Annotated in this window: 15 protein-coding genes; 14 read left to right on the forward strand and 1 reads right to left on the reverse strand. The window is 44.5% G+C overall.

The window, feature by feature from the left end; genetic code table 11:
- The first annotated feature begins 183 nt into the window (after positions 1-183).
- The 12 genes from coaBC to spoVM all read left to right on the forward strand — a co-directional run bounded on the left by coaBC (position 184) and on the right by spoVM (position 14,259).
- Positions 184-1,395, forward strand: coding sequence for a bifunctional phosphopantothenoylcysteine decarboxylase/phosphopantothenate--cysteine ligase CoaBC (gene coaBC, locus V1500_RS09775; protein ID WP_409305368.1), 1,212 nt, complete (start codon positions 184-186; stop codon positions 1,393-1,395).
- Positions 1,392-3,803, forward strand: a complete 2,412-nt coding sequence (gene priA, locus V1500_RS09780; protein WP_409305369.1) for a primosomal protein N' — start codon at positions 1,392-1,394, stop codon at positions 3,801-3,803. Before coaBC ends, priA begins: the two co-directional genes overlap by 4 nt.
- A gap of 1,291 nt (positions 3,804-5,094) precedes the next feature.
- Positions 5,095-5,583, forward strand: coding sequence for a peptide deformylase (def, locus tag V1500_RS09785; protein WP_409305370.1), 489 nt, complete (start codon positions 5,095-5,097; stop codon positions 5,581-5,583).
- Complete coding sequence (gene fmt / locus V1500_RS09790) at positions 5,576-6,535, forward strand: methionyl-tRNA formyltransferase (RefSeq protein WP_409305371.1); 960 nt, start codon at positions 5,576-5,578, stop codon at positions 6,533-6,535. The genes def and fmt overlap by 8 nt, the downstream gene beginning before the upstream one ends.
- Positions 6,522-7,871 carry a 16S rRNA (cytosine(967)-C(5))-methyltransferase RsmB gene (rsmB, locus tag V1500_RS09795; RefSeq protein WP_409305372.1) on the forward strand — a complete coding sequence of 450 codons (1,350 nt, stop codon included), beginning with the start codon at positions 6,522-6,524 and terminating at the stop codon, positions 7,869-7,871. Before fmt ends, rsmB begins: the two co-directional genes overlap by 14 nt.
- Complete coding sequence (gene rlmN / locus V1500_RS09800; protein WP_409305373.1) at positions 7,871-8,962, forward strand: 23S rRNA (adenine(2503)-C(2))-methyltransferase RlmN; 1,092 nt, start codon at positions 7,871-7,873, stop codon at positions 8,960-8,962. The genes rsmB and rlmN overlap by 1 nt, the downstream gene beginning before the upstream one ends.
- Before the next feature lie 5 nt (positions 8,963-8,967).
- Positions 8,968-9,717, forward strand: coding sequence for a Stp1/IreP family PP2C-type Ser/Thr phosphatase (locus tag V1500_RS09805; protein WP_409305374.1), 750 nt, complete (start codon positions 8,968-8,970; stop codon positions 9,715-9,717).
- 5 nt (positions 9,718-9,722) lie between these two features.
- Complete coding sequence (gene pknB, locus V1500_RS09810; RefSeq protein WP_409305375.1) at positions 9,723-11,717, forward strand: Stk1 family PASTA domain-containing Ser/Thr kinase; 1,995 nt, start codon at positions 9,723-9,725, stop codon at positions 11,715-11,717.
- A gap of 20 nt (positions 11,718-11,737) precedes the next feature.
- Positions 11,738-12,619, forward strand: coding sequence for a ribosome small subunit-dependent GTPase A (gene rsgA, locus V1500_RS09815; RefSeq protein WP_409305376.1), 882 nt, complete (start codon positions 11,738-11,740; stop codon positions 12,617-12,619).
- Position 12,620: 1 nt separating this feature from the next.
- On the forward strand, positions 12,621-13,265 hold the full coding sequence (gene rpe / locus V1500_RS09820; protein ID WP_409305377.1) for a ribulose-phosphate 3-epimerase: 645 nt from the start codon (positions 12,621-12,623) through the stop codon (positions 13,263-13,265).
- A gap of 144 nt (positions 13,266-13,409) precedes the next feature.
- Positions 13,410-14,063: a thiamine diphosphokinase gene (locus V1500_RS09825; protein WP_409305378.1), complete on the forward strand. Its 654-nt coding sequence runs from the start codon at positions 13,410-13,412 to the stop codon at positions 14,061-14,063.
- A gap of 115 nt (positions 14,064-14,178) precedes the next feature.
- The gene (spoVM, locus tag V1500_RS09830) at positions 14,179-14,259 is read left to right on the forward strand and encodes a stage V sporulation protein SpoVM (RefSeq protein ID WP_003348972.1); all 81 of its coding nucleotides are present in this window, start codon (positions 14,179-14,181) and stop codon (positions 14,257-14,259) included.
- Positions 14,260-14,373: 114 nt separating this feature from the next.
- Here spoVM and rpmB read toward each other — a convergent pair whose 3' ends face one another.
- A complete protein-coding gene (gene rpmB, locus V1500_RS09835; protein ID WP_409305379.1) occupies positions 14,374-14,562 on the reverse strand; it encodes a 50S ribosomal protein L28 in 189 nt (62 codons plus the stop codon).
- Between the two features lie 255 nt (positions 14,563-14,817).
- Between rpmB and V1500_RS09840 the strand changes: the two genes are divergently transcribed.
- On the forward strand, positions 14,818-15,180 hold the full coding sequence (locus V1500_RS09840) for an Asp23/Gls24 family envelope stress response protein (protein WP_409305380.1): 363 nt from the start codon (positions 14,818-14,820) through the stop codon (positions 15,178-15,180).
- Between the two features lie 18 nt (positions 15,181-15,198).
- Entirely contained in the window at positions 15,199-16,881 is a 1,683-nt protein-coding gene (locus tag V1500_RS09845; RefSeq protein ID WP_409305381.1) for a DAK2 domain-containing protein, read from the forward strand.
- Positions 16,882-16,926 lie beyond the last annotated feature (45 nt).

The following is a 16,926-nucleotide window of genomic DNA, read 5'->3' on the forward strand; positions in this document are numbered from 1 at the left end:
GAAATGTTGTCTTGCATTCTTTGAACAGAAGAAAGATCGAAGGGTGTTGATATTTTTAATCACCCTTTGTCTTTTGAATATGGGTCCGTATGGAAAAAAGTAACCTGAATCCATTTAAGGTGAAAAAAACGTTATAATCAGTCATAATAGGAAAAGAGAACGCACATTTGGGGGAATTTGAGCATGCTTTTAAATAAAAATATTCTGCTTTGTGTAACAGGAGGCATTGCGGTTTTTAAAGCAGCGGCATTAACAAGCAAGCTGACACAGGAAGGTGCAAGGGTAAAGGTAATCATGAGCGAATCAGCTTGTAAATTTGTCACACCGCTTACATTTCAGGCCCTTTCAAGACATGATGTGTATACTGATACATTTGACGAGAAGAATCCAGAAGTGATTGCGCATATCGATCTGGCTGACTGGGCTGACCTTGTGCTTGTCGCGCCTGCCACTGCAAGCGTCATTGGCCGTCTGGCAAACGGCATTGCCGACGATATGATCACAACTACACTGCTGGCCGTGACAGCTCCTGTCTGGATTGCACCCGCGATGAACGTAAATATGTATGCGAATCCTGCAGTTCAGAAGAATATGGAAACGCTTAGAAGCTATGGCTATCATTTCATTGAACCTTCAGAAGGCTATCTTGCCTGCGGTTATGTAGGGAAGGGAAGACTGGAAGAGCCTCAGACAATAATTGAACACTTGAACAACTTTTTTAGCGGGCAGGAAAATCTGCCTCTTAAAGGAAAAAAGTTTATCATAACAGCAGGACCCACCAGGGAGAAAATAGATCCGGTACGTTACTTGACTAACCATTCTTCAGGAAAAATGGGCTATGCCCTGGCCGGAGAGGCAGTAAGAATGGGGGCAGAAGTGACCCTGATTTCCGGACCGGTCACGTTATCTCCACCGCCCGGAGTCAACCTCATTCATGTAGAGAGTGCTGCAGATATGCATGATGCGGTACTAAACTCATATGGTGAGGCCGATGTGGTGATCAAAACAGCAGCAGTCGCAGATTACACCCCGAAATTCGTATATGATCAAAAAATGAAGAAGCAGCCAGGAGATCAGCATATAGAGCTTAAACGGACAGTGGACATACTTCAGGAGCTGGGGAGGAAAAAGCAGCATCAGATTCTGGTAGGCTTTGCTGCTGAAACGGAAGAAGTAGAACAGTACGCTTTGGGAAAGCTTGAAAAGAAAAATGCAGATATAATTGTAGCCAATGATGTGACTTCAGAAGGAGCGGGATTTGGCACCGAAACCAATATTGTTACCATTTTCAAAAAAGATGGTTCTAAGCTTTCTCTCCCGCTGATGAGCAAGACTGAGGTCGCCAGACAAATTTTGTCCGAAATTTTGGTGATGATAAGGAATGATGTGACATGAGCGTAGCCTCCGTGATCGTTGATGTTCCTGCAAAACAGACAGACAGGGAGTTTGATTATGCCATCCCAAAAAAATGGGAGAATGTCATCCAGCGCGGAATGAGAGTAATCGTCCCATTCGGCCCAAGAATGGTCCAGGGGTTTGTTGCCGGCCTCAAAGAAAAGAGTGACTTTGGGAAACTACGTAATATTAAGGAAATACTTGATATCGAACCTGTTTTAAATGAAGAATTATTAAATTTGGGAAATTGGCTCACAGAAGAAACGATGTGTTTCAAAATCCAGGCCCTGCAGTCCATGCTGCCTTCAGCCCTAAAGGCAAAGTATGATAAAGGGCTGAGGATTGTGGAAGGAAAAGACACCCTGATTGCAGCAGAATTGCTTGATTCTTTTCATAACAAAGATGTTATCCCGTGGAAAGAAGCAACGGAAGGCAATCAGGCCTCCTTGTTCCAGAAGGAAGTTCAGAAAGGGAATCTCGAAGTTGTCTACTTTGTTAAAGACCAGTTGAATAAAAAGACAGCGCGCTTCGTTTCGCCAAATGTTTCTCTGACAGAGCTTGAGCGCCATTTAAGCACGATTCCTGATAGAGCAAGGAAACAGCGTGAACTAATTTCATACTTTATCGAAAATTATGGGAAGGTCCAGCTCAAGGACTTGCTGGCTGCTGTAGAAACCACGCATAGTACAGTTAAATCGCTTGCGGCTAAGGGACTTCTGATGGAAAGCGATGAGGAAGTGTATCGTGATCCATACAAGGATAGAACTTTCGATAAAACAAGCCCATTTATACTTACAGAAGAACAGCAGGCGGCGATAGAGCCGGTCAGGAAATCAATAGAAAAGGATTTGCATGACGTATTCCTGCTATACGGTGTAACCGGCAGCGGAAAAACCGAAATTTACCTGCAGGCGATTGATGCTGTCATTAAAAAGGGCGGGGAAGCGATCATGCTTGTCCCGGAGATTTCTTTGACCCCACAAACTGTCAAACGTTTCAAAGAGCGTTTTGGCGAACAGGTAGCCGTGATGCACAGCGGCCTTTCAATAGGGGAAAGATATGACGAGTGGCGCAAAATTCACCGAAAAGAAGTAAAACTAGTGGTGGGAGCACGCTCAGCCATCTTTGCGCCTTTTGAAAACCTGGGCATCATAGTCATAGATGAAGAGCATGAATCGAGTTATAAGCAGGAAGAAACACCACGTTACCATGCAAGGGACGTAGCCATTCGCCGTGCGCAATCACACAAATGCCCGGTTATTCTGGGAAGTGCCACACCAACCCTTGAGTCATTTGCCAGAGCCAAGAAAGATGTCTATAAGCTTCTCACTCTGGAAAAACGTATGAATAACAGGGCTTTGCCTGGCGTCAGCATCATTGACATGAGGGAAGAGCTGCGTGCGGGAAACCGCTCTATGTTTTCCGGGATGCTTTTTACAAAATTGAAGGAGCGGCTGGATAGGGATGAGCAGACGGTGCTTTTATTAAATAAAAGAGGGCACTCTTCCTTCGTAATGTGCAGAAATTGCGGTCTGGTCACCGATTGTCCAAATTGTGATATTTCTCTGACCTACCACCGATACAATCACTCCCTAAAATGCCATTATTGTGCACACGAAGAACCAATGCCGGCGGTCTGCCCGGATTGTGGCAGCGACCATATTCGATTCTTCGGGACTGGAACCCAAAAGGTAGAAGAAGAGCTCGGCAAAATCCTTCCTGAAGCAAGAGTGATCCGCATGGACGTCGATACAACAAGCAGAAAGGGTTCGCATGAAAGACTATTGAATGCTTTTCAGGAGGGGCAGGCGGACATACTCCTCGGAACCCAGATGATTGCAAAAGGCCTTGATTTTCCTAATATTACCCTTGTGGGAGTACTGACTGCAGATACAATGCTGCATCTCCCTGATTTTCGCTCATCGGAAAAGACTTTTCAATTGCTGACACAGGTAAGCGGCAGGGCAGGAAGGCATGAAAAAGCAGGCGAAGTGGTAATACAGACGTATACACCTGAGCATTACAGCATTGAGCTTTCAGGCTTTCAGGATTACGATGCTTTTTACGAGCGCGAAATGTATATCAGGAGGATGAATAACTATCCGCCCTATTATTATATGGCTCTAGTAACAGTCTCCCATGAGGATTTGATGGAAACGGTCGCTGCAACTGAAAAAATTACAAGCTATCTAAAGTCCGGACTGAGTCCTGCAGCTATTGTCCTCGGGCCGGTAGCTTCGCCAATAAGCCGGATCAAAAATAGATATCGCTACCAATGTTTGATAAAATACAAACGGGAACCGAAGCTGAAAAAGATGCTGAGGACCATCCTTGAAAATTATCAGCAAGGAACAGCAAAAAACGATCTGCAAATTAACATCGACTTAAACCCGCAAATTATGATGTGAATAGGCTATTGAGCTTGTATCTATATAATAAACGCAGCAGTCTTTCTTGGGACTCTGCGCTTTTTGAATACATTATTTGCATTTAAGGTTAGACTGTTGTTCGGCACGGCAATTAGCTTACTGTTCACAAGACGCTTGCCAGCAGGCAAAAAGCATGTACAGGTTCGAGCTCTATTTGCCTGACAAGCAAAGCAAGTCACATGCGTTTTCTTTAATTATATTTTTACATCATTACTATTTGGACTGATGCCCAGCTCCGGCGAACAGCTCCTCGGGGTCATAAGCTGTCCCCCTCCAGAGGTTAGTATCTCTTGCGGGTTACATCTTATGCCTGGCGGAGCTAAACGGGCGCCCCTGCTTTTAATTGGAATAACTTTACATCTTTAGAAATTGGATTGGTGTCTAGCTGCGGCGCCTAGTCCCTCGGGGTCATAAGTCATCCCCCTCCGGAGGTCAGGACCTCTTGCGGGTTCCTTATGCCTGACGGGGCTGAGCAAGGCGCCTCCGCTTTTCGTTGAAATTAATTTTACATCTTTAGATTTGGACTGGTGTCTAGCTGCGGCGCCTAGCCCCTCGGGGTCATGAGTCATCCCCCTCCAGAGGTCAGGACCTCTTGCGGGTTACATCTTATGCTTGACGGAGCTAAACGGGCGCCTTCGCTTTTCGTTGAATAAAAACATACATCTTTGGATTTGGACTGGTGTCTAGCTGCGGCGCCTAGCCCCTCGGGGTCATAAGTCATCCCCCTCCAGAGGTCAGGACCTCTTGCGGGTTATGCCTTTTGCCTGACGGGGCTGAGCAAGGCGCCTCCGCTTTTCGTTGAAATTAATTTTACATCTTTAGATTTGGACTGGTGTCTAGCTGCGGCGCCCAGCTCCTCAGGGTCATAAGCTGTCCCCCTCCAGAGGTCAGGACCTCTTGCGGGTTACATCTTATGCCTGACGGAGCTAAACGGGCGCCTCCGCTTTTCGTGAATAAAAACATACATCTTTGGATTTGGACTGGTGTCTAGCTGCGGCGCCTAGCCCCTCGGGGTCATAGGTCATCCCCCTCCAGAGGTCAGGACCTTTTGCGGGTTATGCCTTATGCCTGACGGGGCAGAGCAAGGCGCCTTCGCTTTTCGTTGAAATTAATTTTACATCTTTAGATTTGGACTGGTGTCTAGCTGCGGCGCCCAGCTCCTCGGGGTCATAAGCTGCCCCCCTCCAGAGGTCAGGACCTCTTGCGGGTTACATCTTATGCCTGACGGAGCTAAACGGGCGCCTCCGCTTTTCGTATTAGGAGGTTTATTTTGGCTATTTTACCTATTGTTATGTTTCCGGATAAGATTCTGAAACAAAAATGTTCTAAGGTTACAACTTTTGATAGAAATTTGGCAAAGCTGTTAAATAATATGCATGAAACGATGCTGGAGGCAGATGGCGTTGGGCTTGCTGCACCGCAGGTTGGTGTGAAGAAGCAGATTGCCGTGGTCGACATCGGAGAGGGTGGAGACATCATTGAAATGGTCAATCCCGAGGTCATCGAAACTTCAGGAAGCCAGACAGGACCGGAAGGCTGTCTAAGTTTCCCGGGTATTTTCGGGGAGGTAATCAGGCCGTATAGGGTGAAAATAAGGGCCCAGGACCGCCGGGGACAAACATATGAGCTGGAAGCTGAGGACTTCCTAGCCAGGGCGATCCAGCATGAGATTGACCATTTGAACGGTGTACTATTTACTAGTAAGATTACAAAGTATTTGACGGAAGAAGAATTGGAAAGGTATGAAGTGAATGACTAAGATTATTTTTATGGGAACGCCGGACTTTTCGGTGCCGGTATTGCAGAGATTAGTGGACGATGGCTATGATGTAATAGCGGCGGTTACGCAGCCTGACAGGCCTGTCGGCAGGAAGAGGGTGATGACTCCTCCGCCTGTCAAGGTCGAAGCTGAAAGGCATGGCATTCCAGTGTATCAGCCCGAAAAAATTAAGGTGAGAGAGGAAATGGACAAGATCATTGCTTTGAATGCCGATTTGATCGTAACGGCGGCTTTTGGGCAGATTCTCCCGAATGAATTGCTCGAAGCTCCACGATACGGCTGTATTAATGTCCATGCTTCACTCCTGCCTGAATTAAGGGGCGGCGCACCCATTCATTATTCCATTCTTCAAGGCAAGGAAAAAACAGGAATTACCATCATGTATATGGTTGAGAAATTGGATGCGGGTGATATTTTAACAAAGGCAGAGGTTCCGATAGAAGAAACTGATAACGTCGGGACACTGCATGATAAACTAAGTGCTGCAGGTGCAGAACTTTTGTCAGAAACCATTCCAAAGCTGTTGAAGGGTGAAATCATCCCGATTAAGCAAGATGATTCCAAAGCCACCTTTGCTCCAAATATCAAGCGGGAACAAGAAAAAATCGATTGGACAAGGAAAGGCGAGGATATATACAATCATATTCGCGGCCTTAATCCATGGCCGGTTGCTTACACAACCTTAAATGGTGACATTATAAAGGTATGGGAGTCGAAGAAAGAGCAAGTAAAGCAAGATGCATCTCCCGGTGAAATCCTGGCTGCAGATGGTGAAGGTTTATTGGTTTCGACAGGCAATCAGACAGCTATCCGCATTACAGAGCTGCAGCCTTCCGGAAAGAAACGGATGAGCGCGAAGGATTATCTGAGGGGAGCAGGCTCTTTCATTGAGAAAGGCCTGAAGTTAGGAGACAGCAATGAAGGCAGGTAAAAAAGGTGTTCGTGATATCGCACTGGATATAATCGAGTCCGTCGAAAAAAATCAGTCTTACAGCAACCTTTTGATCAATTCCATGATTTCGAAGCACCAGCTATCTGCAGCTGACAGCGGCTTGTTAACAGAAATCACCTATGGCACGATCCAGCGGAAAATGACATTGGATTTTTATCTTAAGCCGTTTGTGAAGGATCCGAAAAAGACAATGTCCTGGGTTATGAATCTTTTACGATTATCATTATATCAAATGGTGTACCTTGATAAGGTGCCGGACCATGCCATACTTTTTGAGGCTGTTGAAATCGCAAAAAAGCGAGGCCACAAAGGAATTACCTCCATGGTCAACGGCGTATTGAGAAATATTCAGCGAAAAGGCATACCATCGCTGGATTCTATCGAGGATAAGGCAGAACGGCTGGCAATCGCTACAAGCCATCCTTTATGGCTTGTACAAAGGTGGGTCGAGCAATATGGATTCACTAAAACAGAAGAAATGTGTCAAATCAATCTGACAGCCCCCCTGCAAACAGCCAGGGTCAACCTAAAGAAAATGACCCGCAATGAATTGGTCAGCGCTTTAACCGAGGAAGGCTTTAAGGTGGAGAAAAGTAAGATAGTTCCCGAAGCGATCCATAGCCTAGGAGGGAACCTTGCGCATTCCGAAAGCTTTAAAATGGGATTCATGACCATTCAGGATGAGAGCTCGATGCTTGTGGCGCATGCTTTGGGAGCCAGTGAAAATGATATGGTTCTCGACTGCTGTGCGGCACCTGGCGGGAAGACGACACATATAGCAGAAGGATTGACTTATGGGCAGGTCACAGCTTTGGACCTTCATGAGCATAAGGTGAAGCTGATTGATGAGACCGCCAAGCGTTTGGGATTAAGAAATATTAAAACCCTGACATCAGACAGCAGGAAAGCAGGAGAACACTTCCATAATGAGGGATTCGACAGGATATTAGTCGATGCCCCGTGCTCCGGGCTCGGTGTTATGCGCCGTAAGCCTGATGTTAAATACACAAAGTCAAAAGATGATATAATAAAGCTTTCTTCTATCCAGCAGGAGCTTTTGGCGGCAGCAGCTCCCTTGTTGAAGAAAGGCGGAACCCTGGTATACAGTACATGTACGGTGGACCGTGAAGAAAATGATAAGGTTGCGGAAGCATTTTTAAATAATCATCCTGAATTTGAAGCAGATCACACTCTTGAGGATAGGATTCCTTTGGAAATCAGGAACTATGTCGAGGGCAATAAACTTCAGATATTCCCTCAATATTTTGGCAGCGATGGATTCTTCATTGCTAGTTTTAGGAAGAAGGTGCAGTAATGGCAGTAAGCACAGCAAAAGCAAAAAGAGAGACGACACCGGCAAAGCCTTCGATTTATTCTTTGGAGCTCCATGAGCTTAAAGGCTGGTTGACTGAAAATGGAGAAAAGGCATTCCGTGCAGACCAGATCTTTGATTGGCTTTACAAAAAAAGGGTAACAACCTTTGAAGATATGTCCAACCTTTCTAAAGGCCTGCGGGATAAAATGACCGAACAGTTCACCATAACCACTTTGAATACATTGATTCAGCAGACCTCCAGTGACGGAAACACAATGAAGTTTCTTTTCGAGCTCCATGATGGATTCTCTATAGAAACGGTATTAATGAGGCATGATTATGGGAACTCCGTCTGCGTAACCACGCAGGTCGGCTGCAGGATTGGCTGTACATTCTGCGCTTCCACGCTTGGAGGGCTAAAACGAAACCTGGAAGCAGGAGAAATCGTCGCTCAGGTCGTAAAAGTACAACAGGCATTGGATGAAACGGATGACCGTGTCAGCTCGGTGGTTATCATGGGGATTGGAGAACCTTTTGACAATTATGATGAGATGATGTCATTTTTGAAAAATATTAATAACGAAAAGGGCTTGAATATTGGCTCACGCCATATTACGGTATCTACAAGCGGCATCATCCCTAAAATCTATAAGTTTGCGGATGAACAGCTCCAAATTAATTTTGCGATATCACTCCATGCGCCAAATACGGAACTAAGAAGTAAATTGATGCCGATTAACAGGGCATATAAGCTTCCTGATTTAATCGAGGCAGTTAAGTATTACACAGAAAAAACAGGCAGAAGGGTCAGCTTCGAATACGGGCTATTCGGGGGAGAGAATGACCAGGTGGAACATGCGGAAGAACTGGCGGATCTTATTAAAGATTTAAAATGTCACGTAAACCTGATCCCGGTAAACTACGTACCGGAACGCAACTATGTAAGAACACCTCGTGAGCAAATCTTTGAATTTGAAAGAACATTGAAAAAGCGCGGCATCAATGTGACAATTCGAAGAGAACAGGGACATGACATTGATGCAGCCTGCGGCCAGCTTCGTGCAAAGGAGCGTAAAGAAGAGACGAGGTGATCCTTTTGAAGGCAGTATTTATGACAGACCGCGGGAAAGTCCGCCAGCATAATGAGGACAGCGGTGGAATTTTCTTTAATTCCCGGGGGATCCGCCTTGCCATTGTAGCAGATGGCATGGGCGGGCACCGGGCCGGTGATGTGGCGAGCAAGATGACCATTGATACCTTAAGTGAAAGATGGAAGCAAGTCGAAGATTTGGCGACTCCGCATGATGCGGAAAGCTGGCTGAAAACGAATATTGAAGATGTAAATCGTCTCCTGTACCAGCATTCGGAAAATAATCCAGAATGCCAGGGAATGGGAACCACCATCGTGGCGGCCATTTGTACGGATCTTTTTGCGACGATTGCAAATATTGGTGACAGCAGAGGTTATCTCTGTAACGAAAGCGGATTTAAACAGGTGACTGAGGACCATTCGTTAGTGAATGAGCTTGTCAGGTCTGGTCAAATCTCAAAGGAAGATGCTGAGTTCCATCCTCGCAAAAATGTCCTTCTTCGTGCATTGGGCACAGAATTAAATGTGGAGATGGACTTAACTACCATCACATTTGAAGAGGGAGATATGCTGATGCTTTGTTCGGATGGTTTATCCAATAAAGTGTCTGAGCAAGAAATGTATGATATAGTGACCGATCACAATAACCTTGAGCAAAAGGCAGGTTCTTTGATTGAATTGGCTAATGAACATGGCGGGGAAGATAATATCACTCTAGTACTTGTCCAATTTCACGATGAAAGTGAAAGCGGGTGAACGGAATGTTGATTGGCAAAAGGATAAATGGCCGATATAAACTATTAGATATGGTTGGCGGCGGGGGAATGGCGAATGTATATCTTGCCATGGACATGATCCTTGAGCGTGAGGTGGCTTTGAAAATTCTCAGGATGGAATTTTCAAATGATGACGAGTTCATTAAACGGTTTAACCGCGAAGCCCAATCTGCAACGAGCCTAGCACATCCTAACATTGTCTCTATATATGATGTCGGAGAAGAAGACGATATATACTATATTGTCATGGAATATGTTAAGGGGCATACCCTTAAACAATACATACAAAAGAATTACCCTATTCCAATCGAGAAAGCCATCGATATCATGAAACAAATCACGTCGGCAATATCCCATGCCCATCAAAATGGCATCATCCATCGGGATATAAAACCCCAAAACATATTGATAGATGATGGGGGAACGGTCAAGATCACCGATTTTGGGATCGCCATGGCATTGAGCGCGACAAATATTACCCAAACAAATGCTGTTCTTGGATCTGTCCATTACTTGTCTCCTGAACAGGCAAGGGGCGGAATGGCAAATAAGAAATCAGATATTTATTCTCTGGGTATTGTCATGTTTGAACTTTTGACAGGAAGACTTCCATTTTCGGGTGAATCGGCCGTCTCTATAGCGCTTAAGCATCTTCAGTCGGAAACTCCCTCACCGAAACGGTGGAATCCGGAGATTCCTCAAAGTGTGGAAAACATTATTTTAAAGGCGACCGCCAAAGATTCTTTCTATAGATATGATAGTGTAGACGATATGTACATGGATATCAGCACTGCGTTGAATTCAGACCGGATCAATGAGGCACGATTCCTCATACCCGAGGACGATGAGGCAACAAAAGCAATCCCGATCATTACCAAAGATAGCGGCATTTCCAAATTTGATGAAACCATCGTCCGGGGGCCCGAGAACACTCCTGTCCAAACGGATGATACGACAGTTGTTGCCGGAAAGAAAAGTAAAAAAGAAAAGAAAAAGGGCAACGCCAAAAAGAAAAAGAACAGGTGGCCTGCAATTCTGATAACTACCTTTATTTTGCTTATGGCACTAGGAGTTTTAACGGTAACCGTGCTTCCTAAAATGATGGCTCCAAAGGAAATCACTGTGCCGGATGTCAGGGGGGAGACACAGGATAACGCGATATCAAAGCTTTTGTCGGCAGGCCTTGAATATGGCGAAACCATAGAGGTGGACGATGAAGGGGTTGAGAAAGGGAAGGTCATCAAAACAGATCCCGAACAAGGAACGAAAATAAAGGAAGGTTCCCGTGTGGATATCTATGAAAGTGCGGGTAAAGAAACCATAACAATCCCCGATTATATTGGAAGAGATATAGATGCCTATCAAAGTATTATTGAAGGCATGGGCTTCAAAGATTTCGAAATCAACACAAAAACAAGTGATAATGACCCGGAAGGTACGATCATCGATCAGAATCCACTGCCGGGGAGCGATGTAGTTCCGTCTGATACTAATTTCACAGTGACCGTAAGTCAAGGGCCGGAAAAAGTGAACGTAGAAGATCTGTCAGGATATACTGAATCCCAATTGAAAGACTATGAAGACAGAACAGATTTAAATATTGATATTTCATCAGAAAATCATGAATCCATACCCAAGGGTAAGGTAATTTCACAGGATCCAGGCGCTGGTACAAAAGTGGATAAAAATAGTACCGTGCAAGTTGTACTTTCTAAAGGTCCAAATGCGGCTGTACCGAAATTGGTTACCCGTGATGTCACAGTAAGATACGAACCCGAAGAAGAAGGAAAACCTCAGGAAGTTTCAATTTTTATTGAAGATATGAATCACGATTATAATACACCGGTGAGGACTGAATCAATCAGCCAGGACTACAAGTTCACGCTAAATGTACAGGTACAGAAGGATAGGCCGGCCAGGTATAAAATCATGAGGGACAATGTTGTATATGATGAGCAGGAAGTTCCATACCCTGAATAATTTTAAAAAGGAGTGACGCAATGCCTGAAGGCAAAATCATTAAAGCGTTAAGCGGTTTCTATTATGTGCTGGACGGTGAACAGGTTGTACAGTGCAGGGGAAGAGGGGTTTTCCGAAAAAATAAGGTCACTCCTCTTGTCGGGGACAGTGTCGTTTATCAGGCTGAAAAGATCACTGATGGCTATATCATGGATATAAAGGAGCGCAAAAATGAATTGCTGAGGCCTCCGATAGCCAATATAGATCAGGCCATTCTTGTTTTTTCCGCAGTTGAGCCTGACTTCAGCACGGCTTTGCTTGACCGCTTCTTAGTATTAATCGAGGATAATGAGATAGATCCCGTCATTTGCATCAGCAAGATGGATTTGGTTCCTGAATCGTCGAGGAATGAAATGGATCAGTATGTAAAGGATTATATGGATATTGGCTATACCGTATTGACAACTTCTTCTGTAACAACAGAGGGTACCGAACAATTATTGCCGTTCCTTGATGAGAAGGTAAGTGTTTTTGCAGGGCAGTCGGGAGTCGGGAAATCATCGCTGCTAAATGCCATTAATCCTGAATTGGAACTAAAGACGAATGATATTTCGTCCCATCTTGGGAGAGGGAAGCATACTACCAGGCATGTGGAGCTGATCCATGTTGGGACTGGCCTTGTTGCCGATACTCCTGGATTCAGTTCATTAGAATTTCTGGAACTGGAGGCGGACAGGCTGTCGTATTGCTTCCCAGAAATATATAAAACAGGGCAGCAGTGTAAATTCAGAGGCTGCCTCCATGACCGTGAACCGAAATGCGCGGTAAAGGGCGCTGTTGATAAGGGTGACATCCGAAAATACCGGTATGATCATTATTTGCAGTTTCTTGAGGAAATAAAAGATAGGAAACCGAGGTATTAATATGGTAAAAATAGCTCCATCTATTTTATCGGCAGACTTTTCCAGGCTTGCCGAGGAAATCCTTGATGTGGAAAGAGGGGGGGCCGATATGATTCATATCGATGTCATGGATGGCCATTTTGTCCCTAACATCACCATGGGCCCTATAGTTGTGGAAGCCGTACGTCCCGTGACCAAGCTCCCATTGGACGTTCATTTGATGTTAGAATCGCCTGACGAGTATATTGAGGCATTTGCAAAAGCGGGAGCAGATTTTATTACTGTCCATGTAGAGGCATGCCGCCATCTCCACCGTACTATCCAATTAATAAAGTCATATGGCGCAAAGGCAGGTGTCGTCCTGAATCCCGCAACGCCTGTTTCCGCCATCAAGCACATCATAACTGATGTGGATATGGTTTTATTAATGACTGTCAATCCAGGATTCGGCGGCCAGACATTTATTGAAAATGTTCTGTCTAAGATTTCAGAAGTCAAACAATTGGCACAAGAGCATGGATCAGATATCGAGATCGAGGTGGATGGCGGAGTAAACGAAATGACGGCAAAATTATGCGTGGAACAGGGCGCTACTGTCCTCGTAGCCGGCTCTGCTGTGTTTAACGAAATGGATAGGAAAAAAGCGATTCAAAAACTAAGAAGCTAACAAACATGAAGCGGTAATATCGACCGGAAAGTGTCGCCTGTATGAGGGGCAGGTCGTATGATCCGCTTCTTTTTATTAGGTTTTGTTCTCGTTACAGCGACTTTTACATTTTACAAGGGCTTTTTAAGGAGTGGAGAAAAAACTGTGAACATTAATATTTTGGCAGGCGGTCCGGAACAATACTTACCAAAACAAGAGGAGCTTGATTTTACAAACGAGTGGTGGGTTGGCGTTGATCGGGGCGTGCACACTCTCCTTAAGTTCGGTATTGTACCAATGGCGGCTTTTGGAGACTTTGATTCGGTTTCAGAATCTGAATTGATTGAAATTCAAAAGAAATTACAAAAACTGCATATATTCCCTTCCGAAAAAAATGAAACCGATTTGGAAATAGCGTTTAACTGGGCACTTACTCAAAAACCCCGCACAATCAATATATATGGTGCGACAGGGGGCAGGATTGACCATCTTATGGGTAACATTCAGCTTTTGGCCGCGAACGACTTCCTGGAGCGGGAAGAGAGGCCTGAAGTATACATAATCGATAACAAAAATAAGTTAACTGTCCTGCCTCCCGGTTCATATGATGTAAAACAGGAGCCCGGGATGAAGTATATCTCGTTTGTTCCGGTCACTGAAGAGGTGAAAGGCCTGACTCTGACTGGATTTAAATATCCTTTGGAAAACAGTCATATTAAAAGAGGTTCCACACTATGTATTAGTAATGAACTAATTTCTGATTATGGTAATTTTTCCTATTCAGATGGCATATTAATGGTGATAAGCAGCAGTGACTGACTAAAGAGCTGCCCGCTGATGACGGACTGTAAGACCTTATTCCGCTAAAAAGCTTATCTCGTAATATGAGGCTTCACTTTCAGAGAAAGAGTGAGATGTGCAGAGGAGGGGCAATATGAAATTTTATACAATTAAGCTTCCAAAGTTTTTAGGAGGCCTGGTACGTGCTATGCTTGGGGCGTTTAAGAAAGGCTGATAAAATAAGAGATTATGCAGACACCCCTGTTTGTGGGTGTTTTTTTATTTTTATAGATCCGTATAAATAACGAGAGAAATATAAAAGGCATCCCCATTCGAGGATGCCATCATATTATACGCGTTCTACTTTGCCTGATTTAAGAGCTCTTGCAGATACGTATACACGCTTAGGTTTACCATTCACCAAGATACGCACTTTTTGAAGGTTAGCGCCCCATGTACGCTTGTTTGCATTCATAGCGTGTGAGCGTTTGTTTCCAGAACGAGTTTTTCTTCCAGTTACTACACATACTTTTGCCATCGTTTAATTCCCTCCCAACTACAGCAAGCTTAAGGTTCAAATATTAATCTTAAGTCTTTTTGAAAATACTATAATAATTTACCACACCTCCATAGAGAATGCAACCAGTTCTATGGATTACTTTCAAGAAAAAAACCTTGACATATACTATATTCAATTGATTTATAATAATACAGTTGATAATTCCTTTTAAAACATAGGACAATATAGTAAAATGTCTTTAGCTAAGGAGATTATTCCTAAGGGGGAACGTTTATGTCCATCGAAATGCAAACCAAACTAGGTCAAATTGATATATCCAATGATGTCATTGCGACAGTTGCCGGGGGTGCGGCTGTTGATTGTTACGGAATCGTCGGCATGGCATCAAAAAAGCAATTGAAGGACGGGATTGCTGAGATATTAAGAAGAGAAAACTTCACTAAGGGTGTAATTGTCCGCCAGGAAAATGATGAAGTTCATATCGATATGTTCATTATCGTCAGTTATGGAACAAAGATTTCTGAAGTGGCGCACAATGTACAATCAAAGGTTAAATACACCCTGGACAAAACGGTCGGATTAGCTGTAGATTCCGTAAACATTTTTGTACAGGGAGTTCGTGTAACGAACCCTTAAGTCGAGGAGGAAGTTTTTGTGTCGATTACGAGGTTAAATGGAAAGCACTTTGCCGAAATGATCATCCAGGGAGCCAATCACCTAGCGGCCAATGCTAAGATGGTTGACGCATTGAATGTCTTTCCGGTACCGGATGGAGATACCGGCACCAATATGAATCTATCTATGTCTTCCGGTGCAAAGGAAGTAAAGAATAACGTTCAGGAGCATATCGGCAAGGTAGGCATATCACTGTCACGTGGATTGTTGATGGGTGCTCGTGGCAACTCCGGCGTCATCCTTTCCCAGCTATTTCGCGGATTTTCTAAATCAATCGAGTCTAAAGCCGATATTGGCAGCGAGGACTTTGCCAATGCATTCGAGGCAGGTGTCCAAACCGCTTATAAGGCGGTAATGAAGCCTGTAGAAGGAACGATCCTGACTGTTGCAAAAGATGCGGCAAAGCAAGCAGTAGCATCCGCCAAGAAAAATGAAGATATCGTGAAAGTTATGGAGGATGTCCTGAAGGAAGCGCGTGCATCCTTGAACAGGACACCGGACCTTCTGCCAGTACTTAAGGAAGTAGGAGTAGTAGACAGCGGCGGGCAGGGGCTTGTCCTTGTATATGAAGGCTTCCTCGCTGAATTGAAAGGTGAAGAGCTGCCTGGGAGCCCGGCAAATGTGCCGACCATGGAAGATCTCGTGAGTGCTGAGCATCACATGAATGTTTCAGGCCATATAAATTCGGAAGATATCGAATTTGGGTATTGTACGGAATTTATGGTCCGATTGGAAAAAGAAAAGACAGCCAGCCATCCTTTCGATGAGCAGAAATTCAGGGAAGATCTTAATGAATTAGGGGACTCTTTGCTCGTTATTTCGGATGATGAAATTGTCAAAGTACATATCCATTCCGAACAGCCTGGCGTGTGCTTGAATTACGGGCAGCAATATGGAACCCTGATCAAAATAAAGATTGATAATATGCGTGAACAGCATTCTGCCATTGTGAGTGAAACCCATTCAACATTGCAAACTGAAACGAAAACTGAAACGAAGCCAAAAGAGGAATATGGCATCGTGGCCGTTGCCATGGGATCCGGAATCAGCGAGCTGTTCAAAAGCATTGGGGCCAGTGTGGTAATTGAGGGCGGCCAGACGATGAACCCAAGCACTGAAGATATTGTCAAAGCGATTGAAGAAACCAATGCAAATAATATTATAATTTTGCCTAATAACAAGAATATAATCATGGCAGCCCAACAGGCAGCTGAAGTAGTGGGAGAAAACGTAACAGTCGTGCCTTCCAAAACCGTGCCGCAGGGTATGTCTGCTCTATTGGCATTTAATCCGTCAGCAAGTGCAGAGCACAATGGTTCTTTGATGACAGATGCACTTTCCCATGTCAAAACAGGGCAGATTACCTTTGCTGTCCGCGATACCAGTATTGATGGACTGGAAATCGAAAGCGGTGATTTTATGGGGCTGTCAGAGGGCAAAATCATTGTTAAAAGCAAAGATAAGCTGGAAGCAGCAAAACAATTATTGTCGGAAATGATGGATGAGGATTCAGAAATCCTTACCATCCTTTATGGTGAAGAGGCCACGCAGGAAGAAGTAGATGAATTAGTTTCATTCTGCAACGAGAATTTTGAGGATGCCGAGGTGGAGGTCCATAACGGGAACCAGCCTCTGTACGCATTTATTTTCTCAATAGAATAAAAAACACGATCGGCGAAACTCGGTCACATCCATGGCATGTACTTG

The sequence above is a fragment of the Peribacillus sedimenti genome, assembly GCF_046237635.1.
Classification (GTDB): Bacteria; Bacillota; Bacilli; order Bacillales; family DSM-1321; genus Peribacillus; species Peribacillus sedimenti.

Bases quoted from the DNA above. Each gene is read 5' to 3' on its own strand.
- spoVM (WP_003348972.1), top strand. From the start codon at position 14,179: ATGAAATTTTATACAATTAAGCTTCCAAAGTTTTTAGGAGGCCTGGTA.
- pknB (WP_409305375.1), top strand. From the start codon at position 9,723: ATGTTGATTGGCAAAAGGATAAATGGCCGATATAAACTATTAGATATG.
- coaBC (WP_409305368.1), top strand. From the start codon at position 184: ATGCTTTTAAATAAAAATATTCTGCTTTGTGTAACAGGAGGCATTGCG.
- priA (WP_409305369.1), top strand. From the start codon at position 1,392: ATGAGCGTAGCCTCCGTGATCGTTGATGTTCCTGCAAAACAGACAGAC.
- rpmB (WP_409305379.1), bottom strand. From the start codon at position 14,562: ATGGCAAAAGTATGTGTAGTAACTGGAAGAAAAACTCGTTCTGGAAAC.
- fmt (WP_409305371.1), top strand. From the start codon at position 5,576: ATGACTAAGATTATTTTTATGGGAACGCCGGACTTTTCGGTGCCGGTA.
- rsgA (WP_409305376.1), top strand. From the start codon at position 11,738: ATGCCTGAAGGCAAAATCATTAAAGCGTTAAGCGGTTTCTATTATGTG.
- rlmN (WP_409305373.1), top strand. From the start codon at position 7,871: ATGGCAGTAAGCACAGCAAAAGCAAAAAGAGAGACGACACCGGCAAAG.
- V1500_RS09840 (WP_409305380.1), top strand. From the start codon at position 14,818: ATGTCCATCGAAATGCAAACCAAACTAGGTCAAATTGATATATCCAAT.
- rsmB (WP_409305372.1), top strand. From the start codon at position 6,522: ATGAAGGCAGGTAAAAAAGGTGTTCGTGATATCGCACTGGATATAATC.
- rpe (WP_409305377.1), top strand. From the start codon at position 12,621: ATGGTAAAAATAGCTCCATCTATTTTATCGGCAGACTTTTCCAGGCTT.